Raw genomic sequence first — 16,540 nt, 5'->3', positions numbered from 1 at the left:
CCCCTCAGGCCTTGTTGCGGGTGAAGCGGGCGACGAGTGACGCGCGCGCACCGGGCAGAACGATGGCCAGGGTGACCAGCACTGCCGTGATGAGGTTGAGATCCTGGGATTGGAGCCCGAGGAAATCAGCGTTCAGGGCGAAGGCGATGGCCAGGCGGTAGATAATGGCGCCAACCACGCAGGCAACCAGGGCCTTGATAACGGTGTTGGGGGTGATCACCGCCTCACCGCCAATCAGCGAGGCCAGGCCGATCACGATCACGCCGACACCCATGGTGACATCCGCCGCGCCCTGACTCTGGGCAAACAGGGCGCCCGCCAGACCCACCAGGCCATTGGAGAGCGCCACACCCAGAATGATCATGCCGCCGGTGGCGATGCCCTGGGCGCGGGCCATGCGTGCGTTAGCGCCGGTGGCACGCATGGCCAGGCCGGTTTCGGATTTCATAAACCGCCACAACAGCACCAGCGAGACCAGCACCACGATCACGAACAGCAGCACCGGCACCTGATGGTAGTCCAGGGGTAGGTCGTACCAGGGGGTGAGCACGGTGTCTTCGCCCAGTAGCGCCACGTTGGGTCGGCCCATGATGCGCAGGTTGATGGAGTAGAGCGCGATCATGGTAAGGATCGACGCCAGCAGGTTGAGGATGTTCAGCTTCACGTTGAGAATGGCGGTGACCGCACCGGCGGCCATGCCGGCCAGCACGGCGGCACCGGTGGCGATCCATGGGTTCCAGCCGGCGATGATCAGCATCGCGGCGACGGCCGCGCCCAGGGGGAAGCTGCCGTCAACGGTGAGGTCCGGGAAGTCGAGAACACGAAAGGAGATATAGATGCCGAACGCCACCAGGCCGTAGATCAGGCCGGTCTCGATGGCGCCGTACAGAGCAATGTCACTGAGCATGGGTAATGTTCACTATAGATGGAACGGACGGTGCCCTCGTGAGGCCCCGCCCGTGTTGGTTCGCGGTTACTTGTCGCTTTTGACGATTTCCTGGGCGTCGTCCAGCACGTCCTGGGACAGGGTGATGCCCATGCGCTCGGCGGCTGCAGGGTTTACAAACAGGTTCAAGGTATCCACGGATTCCACGGCCATGTCGGCCGGGTTGGCACCGTTCAGGATGCGCGCCACCATGCCGCCGGTCTGGCGGCCCAGGTCGTAGTAATCAAAGCCCAGGGCAGCAACGGCACCGCGGCTGACGGTGGCGGTGTCGGCGGCGAACACCGGTATTTTGGCGCGCTCACCCACAGACACCACGGCTTCTGCGGCGCTGATTACGGTGTTATCGGTGGTCAGGTAAATGGCGTCTGCCTTGCCCACCAGTGAACGGGCCGCGCCCAGCACTTCCGAGGTCTTGGTGGCCGCGGCTTTGGTCAGTTTCAGGCCTCGGGCCTCCAGGCTGGCTTCCAGCAGTTCCACCAGCGCCACGGCGTTGGCTTCGCCGGGGTTGTAGACGGTGCCGATGGTTTTCGCATCCGGGACCACGCGCTCGAGAAGGTCGATGTGGCGCTCAATGGGCAGCATGTCGGTGACGCCGGTGATGTTGGCGCCCGGCTTTTCCAGGCTCTGGACCAGTTTCGCGCCCAACGGGTCGGTGACGGCAGAGAACACCACCGGGATGTTGCGGGCGGCGGCGGCCATGGTTTGGGCAGATGGGGTGGCAATGGCCACGATCACGTCGGGGCCTTCGCCGACGAATTTGCGGGCGATCTGAGAGGCAATCGCGGAGTTACCCTGGGCGCTCTCATGCATTATGGTGAGGTTGTCGCCCTCGCTGAAGCCTTCTTCGGCAAGCTCATCCCTGACGCCCTGATAAACCGCGTCCAGTGCGGGGTGTTCAACAATCTGGGTAATGGCAACGGATTTGAGTTCGCCTGCCTGTGCCAGTCCGGCTGCGGCAAGCAGCATTGCACCGATCAGGGTTCTCAGAGCTTTATTGGCCATACGCCGTTTCTCCCGAGTGAAATGAGCCGTAATTTGAAGGTGCGAAAGTTTATCACAGCGAAAGGCGCTCGGGGGCACGCTAAGTATCTGGAAAAAAACATGAGAAGTGCAATATTTATATTGCCATCACGTTTTGACGAGAGGTGGTGTGTTGAAATACGCTACGAAAGTTTAACAAGCCCGCCAAGAGGCCTGGCTCTCGAAACAATACCAAAAACAGCAAGCAAGGAAAGGTCCATGGACACAACGAACAAACTTCCACTGGATATGGTCTATCACTGGGAAAAAGCCAAAGGCGGTTCTCTGTATATGACCCAGCCGATCGGCAACGGAAAAGTCGTGGAGTACACCTGGAAGCGGGCCGTTGACGAATCCCGCCGGATGGCGTCTTACCTCAAGTCTCGCAACCTGCCGGAGAAAAGCCGGATAGGTATTATCTCCAAGAACTGCGCCCAGTGGATCATGTCGGATTGGGCAATCTGGATGGCCGGCCATATTTCCGTGCCGCTGTATCCCACGTTGAACGCAGACACCGTGCGCTACATCCTTGAACACAGTGAATGCGAGCTGCTGTTCGTGGGCAAGCTGGACGACTGGGACATGATGAAGCCGGGCGTGCCCGAGACCCTGCGTTGTGTGTCTTACCCGCTGAGCCCGCCCAACGATTTCGAAACCTGGGATGACCTGGTCGCCAAATACCCGCCCATGGAAGAAAACACCCAGCGGGAAGCCGACGAGCTGGCCACCATTGTGTACACCTCCGGCAGTACCGGTCGCCCCAAGGGTGTGATGCTGAGTTTCAATAACATGGCGTTTGCTGCCGCCGGTGGAACCCAGGTGCTGGGTGTGGGCTCTGAAGAGCGCATGCTGTCGTACCTGCCGCTGGCCCACGTTTTCGAGCGCACGTTCGTTGAGCTGGGTTCGGTCTATACCGGTTTCGAGCTGTACTTTGCGGAATCCCTGGATACCTTCGTACAGGATCTGCAGCGGGCTGAACCGACGTTGTTCCTTTCAGTGCCGCGGCTGTGGGTGAAGTTCCAGCACGGTGTGCTGCAGAAGCTGCCCAAGCAAAAACTTGATAAGTTGCTGAAGATTCCGGTTGTAAGAGGTCTGATTAAAAAGAAAATTCTCAAAGGCCTGGGCCTGAGCAAAGTGAAGCTGGCCGGCAGCGGCTCGGCGCCTTTGTCCAGCGATGTGCTCGACTGGTACCGCAATCTGGGGCTGGAGCTGCTCGAGGGTTATGGCATGTCCGAGAACTTTGCCTATTCCCACATGAACAAGCCCGGCAGGTCCCGCACTGGTTACGTGGGTGAGGCGGCGCCGGGTGTGGAAGTGAAGATCAGCGAGCAGGGCGAAGTGCTGGTCAAGAGTCCGGCCACCATGATGGGCTACTACAAGGACGAAGAGAAAACCCGCGAAGCCTTCACCGAGGACGGTTTTCTGAAAACCGGTGACAAGGGCGAGATCGATGAAATGGGCCGCCTCAAGCTGACCGGTCGCATCAAAGAGATCTTCAAGACCAGCAAGGGCAAGTACATTGCGCCCGCGCCGATCGAGAACCGCTTGATGTCTCACGATGCCATCGAAATGGTCTGTGTATCCGGTGCCAACCAGACTCAGCCCCACGCGCTGGTGATGCTGGGCGAGGAAATTCGCCCGAAAATGGCTGACGAGGGCTTCCGCAAGGAGATTGAGGAAAGCTTTAAGAAGCTGATCACCGATGTGAACAAGACCGTGGATCCCCACGAGCAACTGGCGTTCATTACCGTGGTCAGTGACGAGTGGTCCATCGAGAACAGCTTCCTGACACCCACCCTGAAGCTGAAGCGTAATGTGGTAGAGGATGCCTACCAGGAGAAGGTCGACAGCTGGTACGCCAAGCGTCAGCCGGTGATCTGGCAGTAAGCATCACTGACAGCCACTGTGACTGGTGTTGATCCAAAAGACCCGGACCCTGTCCGGGTCTTTTGCGTTTGGTCACACAATGCCTACATAAGTCGCATAGGGCGATCCGGGCCGTCGAACTAAAATGAAACGTATCAGGAGGGACTATGACGCAATTAGGCCGTTTCCAGAAACGCATTCACGACGCTATTCCGATTACCCGTGCACTGGGGATTGAAGTGCTTGATTACGATGGCCGAGCGCTGCTGGTCAGCGCGCCGCTGGAGCCCAATCACAATCATCAGGGCACCGGGTTTGGTGGCAGCGTGTATTCGCTGGCGGTGACCTCGGCCTGGGGGCTGATCGAGCTGGCCATTGCCGATATGGGTCTGAAGGGCAATGTGGTGGTGCAAAGTGGCAGCATCGATTACCTGACGCCCGTGGAGGGGAATTTCTACGCGCTGTGCCGGTTGCCGGCCGGTGAGGTGCCGGACCGGTTTCGCAAGAGCCTGGCACGACACGGTAAGGGTCGGTTGGCATTGCACGCCGATGTCTATTGCGGTGAGCCCACCATGGAACCCCGTGGAGCGCCTGTTGCTACTTTCCAGGGACGTTTCGTGGTTCAGGATACGGTATCACGCCCGGTGCTCTGAATGCCGCTATCGGCGCCTTCAGGCGATACGGCGGCTACCAGAAATGGAGCGGCTCATCAGGATGATGGGCACTATCCCCGCCAACACAATCACCAGCGCCGGCAGGGCGCTCTGCGCCAGCTGCTCGTCCGAGGCAAACTGATACACATAGGTTGCCAGCGTATCGAAATTGAACGGGCGCAGAATCAAGGTGGCCGGCAATTCCTTCATGCAATCCACGAACACCACCAGGGCGGCGGTCAGCAGCGTGCCCCGCAGCATGGGCAGATGCACTTTCACCAGCGTGTTACCCGGCGAATGGCCGAGCGAGCGTGAAGCCATATCCATGCTTGGGGTGATCTTCTGCAGCGCGCTCTCCACGCTGCCGGCGGACACCGCCAGGAAACGCACGGTGTAGGCAAATACGAGGGCGAAGGCCGAGCCGCTCAGTAACAGGCCGGTGCTGACGTTGAAGGTGTTGCGCATCACCGAATCCAGCCAGTTGTCAAAACCTGCCAGCGGAATGATCACACCCACCGCCAGTACCGCGCCGGGCATGGCGTAACCCAGGCTGGAGAGGCGCATCATGATCTGCATGCCACGGGTGTTGTGCAGACGGCGACTGTAGGCCAGTGTGACGCCGATCAGCAGGGTGGTGAACGCGGCGGTGCCGGACAGGAACAGGCTGTTCAGAGTGTTGCGGAAGAACGTGGAGTTCCAGCTTTCATCAAAGTATTCCCAGGCGAACTGGCCGAGGGTGATGGCGGGAATCACAAAGCCCAGAATCACCGGGATGGCGCACACCGCCACGCAGATCAGCTGGCGCGGCATGGACATGGTAAAGCGGCGGATAGGATCGCGGTTGTCCCGCGCCGCAAACTGCTGCTGGCGCCGGCGTGAATAGCGCTCCAGGGTGACCAGAATCACCATGAACATCAGCATGGTGGAGGCAATCTGTGCGGCACCACCGAGGTTACCCAGGTTCATCCAGGTGTCGAACAGGCCGGCGGTGAGCGTTTGCACTGCGAAGAAGTCCACGGTGCCGAAATCATTGAGAGTTTCCATCAGCACCAGCGACAGGCCCACGGCGATGGCGGGCCGGGCGATGGGCAGTACAATCCGGAAGAAGGTGCTGATGGCGGAGTGGCCCAGGCTGCGGCTGACCGCAAACAGAGACGGCGACTGCTCCAGGAAGGCCGCCCGCGCCAGCAGGTAAACGTAGGGGTAAAGCACCAGGCCGATCATCAGGGTGGCGCCCTCCAGGGTGCGGATCTCCGGGAACCAGTAGTCCTGGGCGCTGGTCCAGCCAAACCACTCCCGCAGGGTGACCTGTACGGGGCCGGCGTAATCCAGCAGGCTGGTATAGACATAGGCGATCACATACGCCGGTACCGCAAAGGGCAACAGCATGGCCCACTCGAAAAACCGCCGGCCGGGGAATTCACACATGGTGACGGCCCACGCCGTGGCCAGACCGATGACCAGGGTAATGCCGGCAACACCCAGCATCAGTTTGATGGTGGTGGTCAGGTAGCGGGGCAGGGTGGTGTCGAGCAGATGGGGCCAGATGTTTTCTTCAGGGAAGAAGGCCAGGAAAATCACCGAAAGAACCGGGAGCGCCACGATGGCGGTGGTCAGCGCAGCGGAGATCAACCAGCGTTTGGAGGTACGCTTCGCCAGCAGTGGCTGTGTCAGCCCGGGAGCACCGCTGGTTACTGCCTCGCTCATGTTGGTCCTTTGGCGTTCAAAAAAGAGATCCGATTCTAGTCACCCGAGCGGGCCTCTGCAAACTAAAAAGGGTGGGCAGCGCCCACCCTTGCTCGTTCGCGACGGTGTTACTCGCCGTCGTAGTCTACACGGTCAACCAGCTTCACGGCGGCATTGCGGTTGTTCGCAATCTCCTGCAGTGACAGGTCGTCCGGGTTGATCTCGCCCCACTCGGCGACGAGGCCTGAAGGCTGAACATCCGGGTTGGCCGGGTATTCGGTGTTGGCTTCTGCGTAAATACGCTGAGCCTCGTCTGTGGACAGGAACTCCATCAGGCGCAGTGCGTTTTCGCGGTTCGGCGCGCTCTTGGTCAGCGAGATACCACTGATATTAACATGGGTGCCGCGATCGTCCGCGTTCGGGAACACCAGACGAACCGCTTCAGCGGCCGGGCGCTGGTTCTCGTCGTTCAGCATGTTGCCGTAGTAATAGCTGTTACCGATGGCGATGTCACACACGCCTTCGGAGATGGCCTTGATCTGGTCACGGTCGCCGCCCTGGGGCTTGCGGGCCAGGTTGACTTTCACGCCTTCCAGCCACTCTTCGGTTGCTTCCTCACCGTGGTGGGCAATCATTGAGGAGATCAGGGCGATATTGTAGGGATGCTTGCCGCTGCGGGTGCAGATGCGGTCATTCCACTTGTCGTCGGCCAGTTCTTCGTATGTGGTGATCTCACCTTCTTCAACACGCTCGTTCGACGTGAAGATCAGACGGCCACGGGTGGTCAGTGCAAACCATTTGCCTTCCGGATGACGCAGGTTTTCCGGAATGTTGTCTGCCAGGGTTTCGCTGTCCACACCGGCGACCAGGTCGCGCTCAACCAGCTCGTTGATGCGGGAAATGTCGACCGTCATGACCACGTCGGCGGGGCTGTTGCGGCCTTCGCGCTCAAGACGCTCTGCCAGACCCTGTTTGGCGAAAACCACGTTGGCCTTGATGCCGGTTTCCTGTTCAAAAGCGTTCAGCAGCGGCTCCAGCAGATACGCCTGGCGATAGGAGTAGATGTTGACTTCGCCGTCGGCGGAAGCGCTCAGGGGCATCACAGACAGGGCCATTGCAGTGGCGGCAGCCAGTTTCATTCGCATAGCGTGTGTCCTTTGTCGGGCAGATGGTTGAGTTATCACCTGGTTGACAGGAGATAGCATTAAAAACAACAACCATTCTCATTAGTGTTAACGATCATGTCAAGGTGCTGTTGCTGATTTTGCACAAAATGGTGCTATGCTTCGGAAAGCCCTAAAAACTATGCAAAAAAAGCGGTGGATACACGGTTTATGGTTGGCAACGATCGCAGAGAACACAGTCGCACCGCTTTGAGTGCGAAGGTGAAGGTGCAGCACGCCACCCTCGGGGAGTTCCTGTTCTCAACACGGGACATTTCTGACGGCGGTATCTTCATTGTGGTGGAGAGCGATCCCTTCGAGCCCGCGATGGGAGACCGTGTGCAAGTGCAGGTGCAGGGATTGCCAGTGCCGGCGCCGGTGCTGGAAATGGTTGTGGTGCGCAAGACCAATGACGGCTTCGGTCTGCAATTTGCGGATCAATAAACGGTTTCCCGGCCACGGCTGTGGATAATAGCCAGTGCTGATCCGTCATTCTCAAGCCGTGAAGTGCCCAAATGAATCGTTTTCGCCAGATTACCCTGCGCCTGTCTTTCTTGTTTGTTGTCTCTGCCCTCAACGGATGTGCCTCCTATTACAGCCACTATGGCGCCTTCCCGGCGGAAAATTCCGCGGGCGAGGCGCGGCAGGTGGTGTTGAGCTGGCAAACGGCGGAATACCCCGGCTGGTGGGTAAAAGACAGCCAGTCTACGCCGATCCGGGTGGCTACTCAGTGCAGTGAGCGGGCCTGGCGCCTGACCGATGATTCCCACCGTGATCCGGCCAGTTGCGGTGACGGTATCCGCGCCTGTGGGCGGCCGGGACAGGACCTGGTTGCGGCCAGCGGGCAGCCGGCAGGTGAAGACGATGTGTGCCTGTCCATAGACCCCGGAGAGAGCCTGTCGAAGGTGACCGATATTGGCCAGTCCATGACCCTGTTGGTGTCCTGCGAGCCGGTGAGCACCAGCCGTCAGGCCGAAGACGAGGAAGAGAACACCGATTACCTTCGCGCCTCGGTGGTGCCCTACAGGGTCTACATCCGCAAAGCGCCCCGGGGCGCGCTGAATGGGCGCCCGCCCGCCGTGGACGATTCGGTGTGTGACGCAGATTGACACTTTTGGTCCGGAAGTGTACTTCACGTCACGTTGCTACATTTTGTTTCCTCATGATGACTATCGTTACCTCCTGTTGCTTTCAAGTTACTTTGGACTACAAATATGTAATGGACTCTATCGTTTGAGCCGTCAAAATAGTCAGTATCGATTGTTGTAAAAATTGAGGTGCACCGTGGGCGTTCGTCAGAAAAAAATCGCCGTACAAGATCTGGAAATCGGCATGTTTGTGTCCGATCTGGACCGGCCATGGCACCAGACTCCGTTCCCGATTCAGGGCTTTCCTGTTCGCTCCCAGGACGACATCCGCTCGGTCGTGTCTTACTGCAAGTGGGTATTGATTGATGTCGCGGAAGCTCGTGAGAAAATCGATGCCGGCAAGGATCCCGGGCCAGTGTTTGGTCAGCGCGCGCGGAAAATGGGCGGCAACCGGGAAGCCATTCAGCTGCCGCCGCTTCACATCCGCGAGCCGGTTCATTATGAAACCACCACCACCATGAAGCGGGAGCTGAAGGTCTCGGGCATGGTGCTGGCAGATGCAGAGATCGCGCTCAAGCGCGTGTCTGAAACCATCAAGCGCCAGGCTACGCCCGATCTGCGGGAAGTGGCGGGCGTTACCCGCAACATGGTGTCCAGCGTGGTGCGCAATCCGGACGCTCTGCTGTGGCTGAGCCGTACCCGCCAGCATGACGACTTCATCTACCGGCACGCCATGAATACGGCAGTCTGGGCTCTGGTGTGCGGGCGTGAGCTGGGACTGAACGAAGGGTTGTTGAACCATCTGGGTCTGGGGTGTCTGTTGTCGCAGATCGGCAAGATCGCGCTGCCGGTCTCCATGCTGGAAAATGAAGACAAGCTCAGCCCTGATCAATTCGCGGAATACCGCACCTACGTCAATCGTGGCGTGGCCATGCTGGACGGTTGCGGGGTTTCTCGAGCGGTAATCAGTGTGGTGCAGGGGCACCGGGAGCGTCACAACGGTTCCGGCTTCCCGGAAGGTATTCGTGGCGACCGCATCCCACTGCTGGCCAAGATTGCCGGGCTGGCGGAGTTCTTCGAAAACCTGATCGGCCCGCGTGCGTCGTCCGAGCCGATGACGCCGGCCAAAGCCGTGCGGCTGCTGTATGACATGCGGAACATTGAGTTCCAGGAAGATCTGGTTGAAACGTTCATTCAGGCGGTGGGTATCTATCCCACCGGTAGCCTGGTGCAGCTCAATGATGGCCAGCGTGGGATGGTGGTGTCGCATTCACCGGAACGCCGGTTGTGGCCGAGGGTGATGGTAATGACGGACCAATTCCAGAAGCCACTGAAGTCGGCGAAGGTGATTGATCTGGCGAGCTTCAACGCGAACAAGGAAGCCGGTGAAACCCTGTCCATTGCCGAGTGCCTGCCCCATGGCACCGAAGGACTGAACCCCGAGCATTACGACGTTACCGGTACTGAATCCCGCTGGAATCTTGCGCGCCTGGTTGGCGCCTGATCAGCGAATGAGCACCCTGAGGCTTTTTCGTATCCAGCGGTAGGTGTTGTCGGGTCGAAAACTGATGACGATTTCCGATTCGCCGCCGCTGGCGCCCGCCACGAAATAATCCACCGTTGCTGACTGCCAGTCGAAACTGTGCACCACCACGTCCTGCTGGCGGGTGCTGATGGCCTCTATCTGCGCCAGCCTGGCATCGCGCCCTACGCGGCGCACATCCACGCTTTTAATCCCGGTGTCGGACGGGGAGTAACTGGCGGTCTCGTTGTTGAGATAGTAGCGGTTGCCATAGGTGGTGGTGATGGCGTTGAGCTCGCGGGTGAGGTAATCCTCAGCCGCCTCGCGATCGAAGTCGTCCAGGCTGCGCCGGGCTTCGAGAATGCTGTCTCGCTTGTTCTCAAGATCTTCCTGGTATTCCACATCCGGGTCGCGGTCGTCTTCGTTTTCCGGGCGTGGCGGCAGGGCGTCAATCTCGGACTGGGTGGGCGGTGCGTCGCAGAGTTCGTCGTCCTCCGGGTAGAAACAGATAGCTGCCAGCAGCTGATTGGCCGGCGACGGGGTGGGTTCGCTCTCTGATCCGGTGTGGGCAAACTCGGCTTCGCTGACGGAAAAATCAATCGGCGCCGTGAGGTCGGGCAGGGCCGCATTCAGCTGGCTGATGACCCTTTCACGCAATTCGATACCGTCGGTTTCCTTCAGGTTTTCCTCCCAGTTCAGTGCCAGCAGCAACCGCGTGAGATTGATCAGGGCATTGTCACTGAGCAGCGCCTGCTCGGTCAGTGTGTGGGTACGAAGGCCCTCATCGTCTGTGCCGGGGTTGTCGAGTTTCTGCCGGGTGTCTTCGAAAAACTCCAGTGGGGTGACAAATTCTTTTGCCGGAACATCCTCCGCCAGCGTGAGGTCGCCAACACGGAAGCTGACCGTTTCGCCCGGGTAGTATTGGTACTGCCCCTGCGCGTCGGTGTGCCCGGTGCGACTGGCGGTACGGTAACTGACGCCGCTGAAACCATGGACGTTAACAGCGCCGGTGCGGGTGTCGTCGTCGTTGCTGCCACCGCCGTCATCGAGGCAGCCGGTGAGGGTGAGTGCGGTAACCAGTGTCAGGCAGAGGCGAGGGTGGTGAACGGATTTCATGGTCTGGCGTACATTCCCTGGTCAGACGGCCGGCCGTACAAAGGCAGTGAGCGGTGCCGGGCCTTTTGTAAAGTGTTGTAACCGGCATTATAGGGTCGTCATGGCGGGGATATCGGGATTCCTGTCGCAGTTTGGTGTTTTCCCTCCGGGGTCCGTTTTCCGGTTGCCCGGAGCGGCAATGACTTGAAAATCCGCCACTCGCCACAACCTAGAAGACTTCCGATTAAACAGATCACGACGGTGGGCGGTCAGGCCGGCCAGGCACGTCACAATTCCGGGTAGTTTATGACCAATGCATTGGAGATCGGAGGGCTGATAAAAACCTACGGCGATGGGTTTCAGGCCCTCAAGGGTATCGATATGAACGTCCGCGAGGGGGACTTTTTTGCGCTGCTTGGGCCGAATGGCGCGGGTAAGTCCACCACGCTGGGTATTGTATCGTCCCTGGTGAACAAGACCGCGGGTACCGTGCGGGTTTTCGGGCACGACATTGATACCAGTCTCTCCGATGCCAAGCTGCATCTCGGCGTTGTGCCCCAGGAGTTCAATTTCAACCAGTTCGAGAAAGTGTTCGACATTGTTACGACCCAGGCCGGGTACTACGGCATTCCCATGAAAAAAGCGAAAGTGTCGGCAGAGAAATACCTTCGCAAGTTGGGCCTGTGGGACAAGAAAGACACGCCGGCGAGGATGCTGTCCGGCGGTATGAAGCGTCGCCTGATGATTGCCCGGGCTCTGGTTCATGAGCCGAAACTGTTAATTCTCGATGAGCCCACCGCCGGTGTGGATATCGAGTTGCGCCGCTCCATGTGGACGTTTCTCGAAGAGATGAACCGCCAAGGCACCACCATTATTCTGACCACCCACTATCTGGAAGAGGCGGAGGCCCTGTGCCGCAACATCGCCATCATTGATCACGGCCGCATCCTCAAGCACACCAGCAAGCGGGAGCTACTGCAGCAGCTCCACGTTGAAACCTTCGTGCTGGACACCGAATCGCCATTGGCTTCCGCACCGGCGCTGGCAGATTTTCCCTGCCGGCTGGACGGCGAGGGTGCGCTGGAAATCGACGTGGAGAAAGGTCAGGGCCTCAACCGAGTGTTTGTGCAGCTTGAGGCCCTGGGCATCAAGGTAGTGAGTATGCGCACCAAGGCCAACCGGCTGGAGGAACTGTTTATCCGCATGGTGGAAGAAAACGCCAACGAGGGCGCGGCGCCGGTCAGCGCGGGAGGTGCCGTATGACGCCCCAGGCCAAAATGACCGCGTTTAACACCATTGTGCTGCGGGAGATTCGCCGCTTCACCCGGATCTGGCCTCAGACCCTGTTGCCGCCGGCGGTGACCATGACCCTGTATTTCATCATTTTCGGTAACCTGATCGGTTCCCGCATTGGTGACATGGGCGGGTTCGACTATATGTCGTTCATCGTACCGGGTTTGATCATGATGGCGGTAATCACCAGTTCCTACGCTAACGTGGTGTCGTCGTTTTTTTCGATGAAGTTCCAGCGCAGCATTGAAGAGCTGCTGGTATCGCCAGTGCCGGACTGGATCATTCTGGCCGGCTATGTGTGCGGTGGCATGGCACGTGGGCTGGGGATCGGGTTCATTGTCACGCTGTTGTCGCTCGGCTTTACCCGGTTGGAGATTCACAACCTGCCGATGGTGGTGGTTACGGTGTTTCTGACTTCGGCGCTGTTCGCGCTGGGTGGTTTCATCAACGCCATGCTGGCCACCAAGTTTGACGACATCTCCATTGTGCCTACCTTCGTACTGACACCGCTGACCTATCTCGGCGGGGTGTTCTACAGCATCAACATGTTGCCGGAATTCTGGCAGGGCGTGTCGATGATCAACCCGATCCTGTACATGGTGAATGCCTTCCGTTTCGGCATCCTCGGCGTTTCCGATGTGAATCCTTTCGTGGCACTCGGTATGATTCTGGTATTCATCACGCTGTTGTCGGCCGTTGCCCTGCGGATGCTGCAGCGAGGCAAGGGCATTCGCCACTGATTCAGACCCCTTTGAGCAGGACACACCATGGCACTTAACGATGCCCCTCTGGGCAAATCCAGTGAATACCCGGATCGCTATGATCCGGCGCTGCTGTTTCCGGTCCCGCGGGAGGAAAACCGCCGGCGCATCGGTCTTGATGATGGCCGCTGGCCCTGGTTCGGCGAGGATCTCTGGCAAGCCTGGGAAATCTCCTGGCTGCGGGCGGATGGGGTGCCCGAGGTGGCCTGGGCGGAAATCCGTTTCCCGGCGGCATCCCCCTGCATCATCGAATCCAAATCCCTGAAGCTGTACCTGAATTCACTGAACCAGGCGGTGTTTACCGCGCCGGAGCAAGTGGCTGAGGTCATCACCCGGGATCTCTCCAGTGCCAGCGGATCGGCTGTTCAGGTTTCCATGTTAAGCGTGGATGAGGGCGGCATCGCGGAGGGTCGGCCGCAGGGTTACGAACTGATCGACTGCGAGATCCTGGAGGATGTGACCTATCAGTATGCGCCGGAGTCCCTCGTGGCTGATGCCGGAGAGGTCACTGAAAGCCTGTGCTCACACCTGCTCAAGAGCAATTGCCCGGTGACCGGGCAGCCGGACTGGGCCACGGTGATGATCCGTTACACCGGGCCGAGAATCGACCGCAAGGGATTACTGAGGTACGTGGTCAGTTTCCGCCAGAAGCAGGATTTTCACGAGCACTGTGTGGAAACGGTATTCACCGACATCCAGGCCCGTTGCGCGCCGAAACAGTTGATGGTGTGTGCCCGATACACCCGGAGGGGGGGGCTGGATATCAATCCGTGGCGGAGTACCGAGCCGGAAGGCGACGCCGGTGCGCGACTGATCCGCCAGTAATGACGGGCGGATGCCAACACAGGGATTGAGCAGGGTGAGAGGTTAGCGGATTTCTTCTTCCTGGCGCAGGCGGTCGGCGGCGTCTTCCAGCGCCGTCAGGATCGACTGCCGCTCGCGCTCGGTGATCTTGTCTGAGTCCAGGTACATGGCGAAACCGCTGTGCTCGTGCTCCAGGAAACTGCGGTTGGGGCCCATGTCGCGGCGGAAATCCACCACTTCGTAAATGGGTACTGGCTTACCAAAGCCCTTCACGGTGATCTCACCCTTGTCCCGGCACATGATGCGGTCCTTGATCAGCGAGAAGGTCTCATAGGACACCAGAATTTCACCGGGCTCGGCCAGGGACTCCAGCCGGCTGGCCAGGTTCACTTCCTTGCCGATGATGGTGTAATCCATCCGGTTCTCAGCGCCGAAGTTGCCTACGGTGGTGTAACCGGTGCTGATACCCATGCGGATTTCCAGCGGGGTCTTGATGCCCTGGCTGCGCCACTTCTGACGCATGATCTTCATGTGTTTGCGCATGTCGATGGCCATGGACACACAGGCAAAGGCATCTTCACGCTGGCCACGGCTGGTGGGGTCACCGAAAAACACCATGATGGAATCACCCACGAACTTGTCGATGGTGCCGCCGTATTTGAGCGCCACTTCCGACATGCCGTTAAAGTAGTGGTTCAGCAATTCGGTCAGGGCTTCCGGCTCCATCTCTTCCGACAGTTCGGTAAAACCCTTGATGTCGGAGAAGAACACCGCCAGTTTCTTGCGCTGAGTTTCCAGGCGCACGTCCCGCTCGCCGGTAAAGATGGACTGCCAGACCTGGGGCGAGAGGTATTTTGACAGTTTGTGGGACAGTGCGATCGACTGTTCCCGTTGGTTCTGGATCTGGGTTTTCGCCATCATCAGCGCACGGGCCTGCTGGTGCGAATAGAAGGCGGTGACACAGATGTAAAGCCCGGTGGCGAGTATCGAGACGATGCCGGTGAGCAGGGGTGCCTGGAAGCTCTCGGCCGGACCACAGACCGCCAGCCCGATGGACAGTGTCGTGAACATGAAAACGGTGCCGAACAGCCATTGCCGCAAACCGCCGATGATCAGACAGCTGAACATCAGCATCAGCATCACCGATACCGACGGAATGGCAACCAGTCCGATGGCGCCGACCAAAGCACCGCCGATCAGGCAATCGACAATCAGCATTTTCTGGCGGATGCGGGAAGAATTTTTCAGAAAGGTGCGCCGGGTAAGCGCGTGAGCGACGTGGGGCCAGCTCAGGGCTCCGGCGATGGCGTAGATCAACCAGTCCGGGAACGCGCCCTGAATAACCCCGGCGGCAATGATCATTGCCGTCACGGTGTATGCCAGGATGCGACCGTTGTAGTCCGGCATGGGCGGAATGGCGATGGGATTGTTCGGCGCGTCAACAAGAGTTGCCTTGCCAGCGTTGGCGCTGGCATTGCGCAGGTCCACCGGAGCACTCATCATGTCAGAAACGGATCCGGCCGATGAGGATGTCACGAAACATCACCCAGTCGCCCATCAGGCTGTACACTGGGTGTTTGAATGTTGCCGGGCGGTTTTTCTCGAAGACATAGTGACCGACCCAGGCAAAACCGTAACCGATTAAGGGGAGCAGTAGCAGCCAGGCCACATCGCTGTGTTCTTTCAGATAGTAAGGATAGAATTCTGAAAAGTTGCGAAAGGCGCTCTGTTCACTCATGGTTCGGCTTACCGGCTCAATATAAACGATGTTCGTGGTCGAACTACGACCAAAGGTTAACAGTATTACAGAAAGGCCACAATTCCGACGGGGCTTTTCTGCTTGACATCGCCTTTATACCCGCAAATTCACATCAGCTGATACAGGATCGCGATAAATTATGACGGCAGCAATCGATTTCCTGCTCCAGAGAAAATCCGAGCCGCGCCTGCAGGCTCCGGCGCCGGACGCCGTCGCGCTGGAAACGGCTTTCCGGTGCGCCGCCAACACACCAGACCACGCGCTGCTGAGGCCCTGGCGTTATCTGGTCATAGAAGACGAGGGGCTTGTTGCGCTGGGCGAGCTGTTCGAATCGGTTTGTGAAAACAATGCCACGGAAAAGGAGCGCGAGAAGCTGAGGGCGGCACCGCTGCGGGCGCCGATGGTGATCGTTGGCATTGCCACCCACAAGCCTCACCCGAAAGTGCCCGAGAGCGAGCAGTCGCTGTCTGCCGCGGTGGGAATGGGGCATTTGTCGCTGGCGTTGCAGGCGGCCGGTTACGGTGTTATGTGGCGCACCGGCAATATTGCGTATCGGAAAGAAGTGATGGCCGGGCTTGGGCTTGATGAAAACGAGCACATCATCGGCTTTCTTTACACAGGCACCGTGGCAGGTGAAAAACCGTCGGTGCCACGCCCGGCGGTCTCCGATTTTGTAAGTCGCTGGCCAGATCACTGAATAATCCCTCAGGGGCAGAGGAAAGCGTTTGCCGCTTCCTCTGCCGTTTTTGCCGTGGAACGCCTTGTTTCACTCCGATATCCCCCGTCACGCCCCGCCACTCGGCCATTCTCTAAAACTGGCATTGAGGTTGCTTTGTCTATCTCAAAGAGGTGAACCGGCAAACCGATGCAGGTCCGGTCACAAG

The 16,540-nt window shown here is 58.9% G+C and carries 16 protein-coding genes; 9 read left to right on the top strand and 7 right to left on the bottom strand.

Features of this window, described 5'->3' with window-relative positions; all coding sequences use genetic code 11:
* Positions 1 to 4 precede the first annotated feature (4 nt).
* Both MLC70_RS10180 and MLC70_RS10175 read right to left on the bottom strand, forming a co-directional pair.
* Complete coding sequence (locus MLC70_RS10180) at positions 5 to 907, bottom strand: ABC transporter permease (protein ID WP_248183566.1); 903 nt, start codon at positions 905 to 907, stop codon at positions 5 to 7.
* 66 nt (positions 908 to 973) lie between these two features.
* Positions 974 to 1,948: an ABC transporter substrate-binding protein gene (locus MLC70_RS10175; RefSeq protein WP_248183565.1), complete on the bottom strand. Its 975-nt coding sequence runs from the start codon at positions 1,946 to 1,948 to the stop codon at positions 974 to 976.
* A gap of 237 nt (positions 1,949 to 2,185) precedes the next feature.
* On the opposite strand from MLC70_RS10175, the gene MLC70_RS10170 reads away from it, so the two are divergent.
* Both MLC70_RS10170 and MLC70_RS10165 read left to right on the top strand, forming a co-directional pair.
* The gene (locus MLC70_RS10170) at positions 2,186 to 3,853 is read left to right on the top strand and encodes an AMP-binding protein (protein WP_248183564.1); all 1,668 of its coding nucleotides are present in this window, start codon (positions 2,186 to 2,188) and stop codon (positions 3,851 to 3,853) included.
* Between the two features lie 146 nt (positions 3,854 to 3,999).
* Entirely contained in the window at positions 4,000 to 4,485 is a 486-nt protein-coding gene (locus tag MLC70_RS10165; RefSeq protein WP_248183563.1) for a thioesterase domain-containing protein, read from the top strand.
* An 18-nt stretch (positions 4,486 to 4,503) separates the two neighbouring features.
* Here MLC70_RS10165 and MLC70_RS10160 read toward each other — a convergent pair whose 3' ends face one another.
* Together MLC70_RS10160 and MLC70_RS10155 are read right to left on the bottom strand one after the other, a co-directional pair.
* Positions 4,504 to 6,192, bottom strand: coding sequence for an ABC transporter permease (locus MLC70_RS10160; RefSeq protein WP_248183562.1), 1,689 nt, complete (start codon positions 6,190 to 6,192; stop codon positions 4,504 to 4,506).
* Between the two features lie 107 nt (positions 6,193 to 6,299).
* Positions 6,300 to 7,316, bottom strand: a complete 1,017-nt coding sequence (locus tag MLC70_RS10155; protein WP_248183561.1) for a Fe(3+) ABC transporter substrate-binding protein — start codon at positions 7,314 to 7,316, stop codon at positions 6,300 to 6,302.
* A 189-nt stretch (positions 7,317 to 7,505) separates the two neighbouring features.
* Here MLC70_RS10155 and MLC70_RS10150 point away from each other — a divergent pair, with 189 nt between their 5' ends.
* The 3 genes from MLC70_RS10150 (at position 7,506) to MLC70_RS10140 (ending at position 9,926) form a co-directional block, all read left to right on the top strand.
* Complete coding sequence (locus MLC70_RS10150) at positions 7,506 to 7,778, top strand: PilZ domain-containing protein (RefSeq protein ID WP_248183560.1); 273 nt, start codon at positions 7,506 to 7,508, stop codon at positions 7,776 to 7,778.
* A 71-nt stretch (positions 7,779 to 7,849) separates the two neighbouring features.
* Positions 7,850 to 8,443 carry a hypothetical protein gene (locus MLC70_RS10145; RefSeq protein ID WP_248183559.1) on the top strand — a complete coding sequence of 198 codons (594 nt, stop codon included), beginning with the start codon at positions 7,850 to 7,852 and terminating at the stop codon, positions 8,441 to 8,443.
* A gap of 175 nt (positions 8,444 to 8,618) precedes the next feature.
* Positions 8,619 to 9,926 carry a cyclic di-GMP phosphodiesterase gene (locus MLC70_RS10140; RefSeq protein WP_345799550.1) on the top strand — a complete coding sequence of 436 codons (1,308 nt, stop codon included), beginning with the start codon at positions 8,619 to 8,621 and terminating at the stop codon, positions 9,924 to 9,926.
* Here the strand turns inward: MLC70_RS10140 and MLC70_RS10135 are convergent, their stop codons facing one another.
* The gene (locus tag MLC70_RS10135) at positions 9,927 to 11,060 is read right to left on the bottom strand and encodes an organic solvent ABC transporter permease (RefSeq protein ID WP_248183557.1); all 1,134 of its coding nucleotides are present in this window, start codon (positions 11,058 to 11,060) and stop codon (positions 9,927 to 9,929) included.
* Positions 11,061 to 11,345: 285 nt separating this feature from the next.
* On the opposite strand from MLC70_RS10135, the gene MLC70_RS10130 reads away from it, so the two are divergent.
* The 3 genes from MLC70_RS10130 to queF are packed head-to-tail and all read left to right on the top strand — an operon-like array spanning position 11,346 to position 13,918.
* Positions 11,346 to 12,302, top strand: coding sequence for an ABC transporter ATP-binding protein (locus MLC70_RS10130; RefSeq protein WP_248183556.1), 957 nt, complete (start codon positions 11,346 to 11,348; stop codon positions 12,300 to 12,302).
* Positions 12,299 to 13,072 carry an ABC transporter permease gene (locus MLC70_RS10125; protein WP_248183555.1) on the top strand — a complete coding sequence of 258 codons (774 nt, stop codon included), beginning with the start codon at positions 12,299 to 12,301 and terminating at the stop codon, positions 13,070 to 13,072. Before MLC70_RS10130 ends, MLC70_RS10125 begins: the two co-directional genes overlap by 4 nt.
* Before the next feature lie 27 nt (positions 13,073 to 13,099).
* Positions 13,100 to 13,918 carry an NADPH-dependent 7-cyano-7-deazaguanine reductase QueF gene (gene queF / locus MLC70_RS10120; RefSeq protein ID WP_248183554.1) on the top strand — a complete coding sequence of 273 codons (819 nt, stop codon included), beginning with the start codon at positions 13,100 to 13,102 and terminating at the stop codon, positions 13,916 to 13,918.
* 42 nt (positions 13,919 to 13,960) lie between these two features.
* On the opposite strand, the gene MLC70_RS10115 is transcribed toward queF, so the two are convergent.
* Together MLC70_RS10115 and MLC70_RS10110 are read right to left on the bottom strand one after the other, a co-directional pair.
* A complete protein-coding gene (locus tag MLC70_RS10115; protein WP_248183552.1) occupies positions 13,961 to 15,400 on the bottom strand; it encodes an adenylate/guanylate cyclase domain-containing protein in 1,440 nt (479 codons plus the stop codon).
* Between the two features lies 1 nt (position 15,401).
* Positions 15,402 to 15,635, bottom strand: a complete 234-nt coding sequence (locus tag MLC70_RS10110; protein WP_248183550.1) for an Mpo1-like protein — start codon at positions 15,633 to 15,635, stop codon at positions 15,402 to 15,404.
* Between the two features lie 160 nt (positions 15,636 to 15,795).
* On the opposite strand from MLC70_RS10110, the gene MLC70_RS10105 reads away from it, so the two are divergent.
* Positions 15,796 to 16,353, top strand: coding sequence for a nitroreductase family protein (locus tag MLC70_RS10105; RefSeq protein WP_248183549.1), 558 nt, complete (start codon positions 15,796 to 15,798; stop codon positions 16,351 to 16,353).
* The last annotated feature ends 187 nt before the right edge of the window (positions 16,354 to 16,540 follow it).

The organism is Marinobacter goseongensis (genome assembly GCF_023156235.1).
GTDB lineage: Bacteria > Pseudomonadota > Gammaproteobacteria > Pseudomonadales > Oleiphilaceae > Marinobacter > Marinobacter goseongensis.
This window is presented reverse-complemented; position numbering and strand designations above follow the sequence as displayed.